This is a genomic window from Streptomyces sp. NPDC004111 (genome assembly GCF_042874215.1).
Taxonomy (GTDB): Bacteria; Actinomycetota; Actinomycetes; order Streptomycetales; family Streptomycetaceae; genus Streptomyces.
This window is the reverse complement of sequence record NZ_JBIAMU010000054.1, coordinates 1-4,907: the sequence shown is the minus strand read 5'-3', so window position 1 is coordinate 4,907 and position 4,907 is coordinate 1. Positions and strand designations below refer to the sequence as shown.

At 73.6% G+C, this 4,907-nt stretch carries 3 protein-coding genes and 1 pseudogene; 2 read left to right on the top strand and 2 right to left on the bottom strand.

Annotated features, from left to right (window positions below):
- Positions 1-96: 96 nt before the first annotated feature.
- Entirely contained in the window at positions 97-735 is a 639-nt protein-coding gene (locus ACFYVL_RS44585; RefSeq protein ID WP_389255921.1) for a CGNR zinc finger domain-containing protein, read from the bottom strand.
- 427 nt (positions 736-1,162) lie between these two features.
- On the opposite strand from ACFYVL_RS44585, the gene ACFYVL_RS44580 reads away from it, so the two are divergent.
- Entirely contained in the window at positions 1,163-3,718 is a 2,556-nt protein-coding gene (locus ACFYVL_RS44580; RefSeq protein ID WP_389255919.1) for a phosphoketolase, read from the top strand.
- A 327-nt stretch (positions 3,719-4,045) separates the two neighbouring features.
- On the opposite strand, the gene ACFYVL_RS44575 is transcribed toward ACFYVL_RS44580, so the two are convergent.
- Complete coding sequence (locus ACFYVL_RS44575; protein ID WP_389255917.1) at positions 4,046-4,702, bottom strand: TetR/AcrR family transcriptional regulator; 657 nt, start codon at positions 4,700-4,702, stop codon at positions 4,046-4,048.
- Positions 4,703-4,800: 98 nt separating this feature from the next.
- Here ACFYVL_RS44575 and ACFYVL_RS44570 point away from each other — a divergent pair.
- Positions 4,801-4,907 (top strand): annotated as a pseudogene (locus ACFYVL_RS44570) (antibiotic acetyltransferase); the annotation flags it as partial.

Genomic DNA, 4,907 nt, shown 5'->3' with positions numbered 1-4,907 from the left:
TGTAGATGTCGCAATCCACACCGAACCCGGAAGGCCCTCACTCGTTCAAGATCCCCAAGCCATGGAATCCGTCACCAACCTCCATGGACAGAACATCTAGGGCTTCTCGCCCGGCTCCGCCGTGCGGGCGCGGAGGGCGCGGACCTTGTGGAGGTTGCCGCAGTGCTCCATGGAGCACCAGCGGCGGCTGCCGGGACGCGAGGTGTCGACGTACACGAGCTGGCAGTCGTCGGCGGCGCACGCCCGGACGCGGTGGGCGTACTCGCCGGTCAGCAGCTCGACCGCGTCGCGTGCGACGGTGGCCAGCAGCCGGGTGCCGTCGGCGGGGCGGACCCAGTGGCGTGCGCCGTCGGGTCCGACGGCGGGTGTGAGCGGTGCTCGGGCCGCCGCCTCGTTGAGCGCCGCCACGTCGGCGGGGTCGGGCGGCTGCTCGCCGCCGGCCGCCGTACGGGCGACGACGATGCGGAACAGCGCGTCGCGCACCCGGCGCGCCTCGGCCACCTCGTCCTCGGTGATCTCCAGCACCGGCAGCGGCGACGGGCGCAGCCGCGACCGGTCAGCCCAGGCGGCCAGGTCCGCGGGCGCGTGCAGCACCTCGTACTTGCGGTACGGTCCCGGGCCGCCGGTGGTGAGCAGTTCGAGGCACAGCGCACCGGGGTCGAAGCGGTAGGCGACCCCGTTCCGGGAGCGCATCGGCATGCCCTTGACCTTGCCGGTGGCCCTGCCTCCGGTCATCGTGGCGTCCGCGTGCGGGTGGAGGGATTCATGTAACCACTGTAAGGGGTTACGCGAGGCGGGGGAAAGGGCCGCTGCCCGGCGCGACCCGGACTCTGCGCGACCCGGCCCCACCTCGGCCCGGACCACCGCACCCCGGACCCGCCTCGGCCCGGACCCAACGCGCTCCGGCCCACCGCGCGCGGACCCACCGCACTCCGGACCCGCCGGGCCCCGCGCACGGCCGCGCCCCCGCGAACGGCCGCGCCCCGCGCACGGCCGCCCGGTGGGACCGAATCCCCCCTCGCCCCCGTCGCTTCCGTGTGGAAGTGTCCGATACGGGTACGGGGCCCGCGGGCCGCCGGCTGCCACTGCCGGGGAGGGGGTCGGGCCGTGCGCCCCGCACACCATGACGGACGACGACGGACGACGACATGGAGGAGAACCCGTGGCACCCGCCCGTAGCAACCCGCCCGACCGCCCCGAGCGGTCCGAACAGCCATCCGTGTCCGCGCGAGCCCACCCGCCCGAGCGACCGCACCTGTCCGAGCGGCACCACCACCGCTCCGAACGGCACCACGGGTCCGGCGGACGGCGCCGTGCCGAGCGGCCCGCACGCACCGAACGGCCCGCGCGTTCCGCCCGTCCCTCCGCCCCCGAAGCGCTCGACGCGCACTGGCGGGCCGCGAACTACCTCGCCGCAGGCCAGATCTACCTCATGGACAACCCCCTGCTCACCGAGCCGCTGCGCCCCGAGCACATCAAGCCGCGGCTGCTCGGCCACTGGGGCACCTCCCCTGGTCTCAACCTGGTGCACACCCACCTCAACCGGCTCGTGAAGAAGCACGGGCTGGACGCGCTGTGCGTCTGGGGGCCGGGGCACGGCGGTCCCGCCGTGCTCGCCAACTCCTGGCTGGAGGGCTCGTACAGCGAGACGTATCCGGACGTCGGGCGGGACGCGGACGGCATGGCCCGGCTGTTCCGGCAGTTCTCCTTCCCCGGCGGGGTGCCCAGCCATGTCGCGCCCGAGACGCCCGGTTCGATCCACGAGGGCGGTGAGCTGGGCTACTCGCTCGCCCATGCCTACGGGGCCGCCCTCGACCACCCGGACCTGCTGGTCGCCTGTGTGATCGGTGACGGCGAGGCGGAGACGGGGCCGCTCGCCGCGTCCTGGCACTCCACCAAGTTCCTCGACCCGGTGCACGACGGCGCCGTACTGCCGATCCTGCACCTCAACGGGTACAAGATCGCCAACCCGACCGTCCTCTCCCGCATCCCCGAGGCCGAACTCGACGCCCTGCTGCGCGGGTACGGGCACGAGCCGCTGCACGTCACGGCGTCCGCCGGGGACGATCCGTACACCGTTCACCGCGCGATGGCCAAGGCCATGGACCGGGCGCTGAAGCGGATCACCGCAGTCCAGCGGGCCGCGCGCGGCAGTCGCGGCGCGGCCGGACGCGCACGGTGGCCGATGATCGTGCTGCGTACGCCCAAGGGCTGGACCGGACCCGCGGAGGTCGACGGCGAGCCGGTCGAGGGGACCTGGCGCTCCCACCAGGTCCCGCTGGCCGCGGTGCGCGAGAACCCGGAGCACCTGGCCCAACTGGAGGCGTGGCTGCGGTCGTACCGGCCCGAGGAACTCTTCGACGCCGAGGGGCGGCCCACCGCGCAGGTCCTGGCGTGCGTGCCCGAGGGCGACCGGCGGCTCGGCGCGAGTCCGTACGCCAACGGCGGGGTGCTCAGCCGCGACCTGCCCGTACCGCCGCTGGAGGAGTTCGCGGTCCCGGTCGAGAAGCCGGGCAGCACCCTCCACGAACCCAGCCGGATACTGGGCGATCTGCTCGCCCGGATCATGGCGGACACCGCCGACCGCCGGGACTTCCGCGTCGTGGGCCCCGACGAGACGGAGTCGAACCGGCTCGGCGCGCTGTTCGACGTCACCGGCAAGGCGTGGCAGGCCGGGACGGTCCGCGGCGACGCGCACCTCGCCACCGACGGCCGGGTGATGGAGATCCTCTCCGAACACCTCTGCCAGGGCTGGCTGGAGGGCTACACCCTCACCGGCAGGCACGGCCTGTTCTCCTGCTACGAGGCGTTCGTGCACATCGTCGACTCCATGGTCAACCAGCACATCAAGTGGCTGAAGACCTCGCGCGCGCTGCCGTGGCGGGCTCCCGTCCCCTCCCTCAACTACCTGCTCACGTCGCACGTCTGGCGCCAGGACCACAACGGTTTCTCGCACCAGGACCCCGGTTTCGTCGACCACGTCCTCAACAAGAGCCCCGAGGTCGTACGGGTCTACCTGCCGCCGGACGCCAACACCCTGCTGTGCGTCGCCGCCCACGTCCTGGCCACCCGTGACCACGTCAATGTCGTCGTCGCCGGGAAGCAGCCGGGCTTCGACTGGCTCTCCCTGGAGGAGGCCCGCACGCACTGCGCGCGCGGTGCGGGCATCTGGGAGTGGGCGGGTACCGAGAGCCGCGAGCGGGAGCCGGACGTGGTGCTGGCGTGCGCGGGCGACGTACCCACCCAAGAGGTCCTGGCCGCCGCCCAGCTGCTGCGCCACCACCTCCCGGAGCTGGCGGTACGGGTGGTGAACGTGGTGGACATGACGCGACTGCTGCCGCGCGGGGAACACCCGCACGGGATGCCGGACTTCGAGTACGACGCCCTGTTCACCGCGGACAAACCGGTGATCTTCGCGTACCACGGCTACCCGTGGCTGATCCACCGGCTCGCGTACCGCCGGACCAACCACGCCCGGACGCACGTACGGGGCTACAAGGAGTCGGGCACCACGACCACCCCGTTCGACATGGTGGTCCGCAACGACCTCGACCGCTACCGGCTGGTCATGGACGTCATCGACCGGGTGCCGGGGCTGGGGGTGCGGGCGGCGTCGGTCCGGCAGACGATGGCCGACGTACGAACGCGTCACCACGCGTGGATCCGGGAGCACGGGGTCGATCTGCCGGAGGTGGCGGAGTGGAGCTGGACGGGGTGAGGGAGGCGGGGTGAGGGAGGCGTGGTGAGAGAGGCGTGGTGAGAGAGGCGGGGCGGGCCTGACGCCCCCTCCTCGTACCGCTGCGACCGCCAGGTCGAGGACATCGCGGCGCTCCGCGAGCACCTCGGGCTGCCCCGGCTCGGCCTGCTCGCGCACCCTGCGGGGGGCGAACCTGGCGGTGCTGTTCGCGGCACGCCGTCCCGGGCGCGGCTGCCGCCCTCCTCCAGCAGTTCGCGCGCCGCGCGCAGGCAGGCCGTGCGCAGGCAGGCCGCGCGCAGACAGGCCGTGCGCAGGTCGCCGTGGTGGCCGGCCGGGCGGCGGTCCCACTCAGTCGTCGACGGTGCCCTCGGCGCCCTCCCCCGGCGGCACCGCGAAGGCCCCCGCGGACGCGGCGAGAACGGCGGTGCGCGCCGCGCGGTCCGGCAGACCGGGGTCGACCGGTGCGCGGACCAGCACCAGTTGGTGGTAGACCGGCGCGGCGGCGGCCACCACCAGTTGCCGCGCGTCGGTGCCGGGCGCCAGTTCGCCGCGGCGCACCGCCCGCTCGACGATGACCTCGCACCGGGTGTACCTGTCCTCCCAGAGCCGCCGCACGGCGCGGGCGGCCTCCGCGGAGCGGAACGAGGCCGCGAACAGGGCCGCGACGAGCGAGGGCCGTTCCGTCAGGGCCGTCTGGCTCTCGTGGTTCAGCGCCGCCAGGTCCCCCAGCAGCGAGCCGGTGTCCCGGGGCTGCCAGTCGTCGTCCCCCGCCGCCTCGAAGACGTCGGCGAGCAGCCCGCCGACGTCCCGCCAGCGCCGGTACACGGTCGCGCGATGCACGCCCGCACGGGCCGCGACCGCGTCCAGGGTGATCTCGTCGTACTCCCGCTCGGCCAGCTCGGCGCGGATCGCGTCGAGAACCTGCGTACGGGTGCGGCTGGTCCGGCCGCCGGGGCGGCGCCGGGGCCGCGTCGAAGAATCCTCTTGATCAGCAGGCGAAGTCATGCAAGCATCCTAATGTAAAAGCTGTCGCGTTAACGATGGCGCCGCTGTCGGCGTCCGCGTGGAGCGGGACCGAGCCGCAGGCCGAGAGGAAACGACCCATGCCCTCCCTTGTTCCCGCCGACCCGACCGTGCTGCACCCGATGCCCGACCACCCGCGCGTGGTGCAGCTCAAGCCGCTGGTGGAGTCCCCGCTGATCGAGGTCGG